This window comes from Parendozoicomonas sp. 2304DJ65-17 (assembly GCF_058148445.1).
Map to the genome: position 1 here is coordinate 1 of NZ_JBYVJV010000071.1, position 252 is coordinate 252.

At 53.2% G+C, this 252-nt stretch carries 1 rRNA gene; it reads right to left on the reverse strand.

What is annotated here, in order from left to right:
* Window positions 1-252: ribosomal RNA gene (locus ACY2RR_RS24575) — 23S ribosomal RNA — on the reverse strand; the annotation flags it as partial.

Sequence of the window (252 nt, forward strand, 5' to 3'; positions counted from 1 at the left end):
TTTTCGCCTTTCCCTCACGGTACTGGTTCACTATCGGTCAGTCAGTAGGATTTAGCCTTGGAGGATGGTCCCCCCATCTTCAGACAACATAACACGTGTGTCGGCCTACTTAATACGTCGATGCTCGTCTTCGTGTACGGGGCTATCACCCACTATGGCGGCACTTTCCAGAGCCTTCTACTAACTCGCATCGCTCGGCTGGTCCCCGTTCGCTCGCCGCTACTAGGGGAATCTCGGTTGATTTCTTTTCCT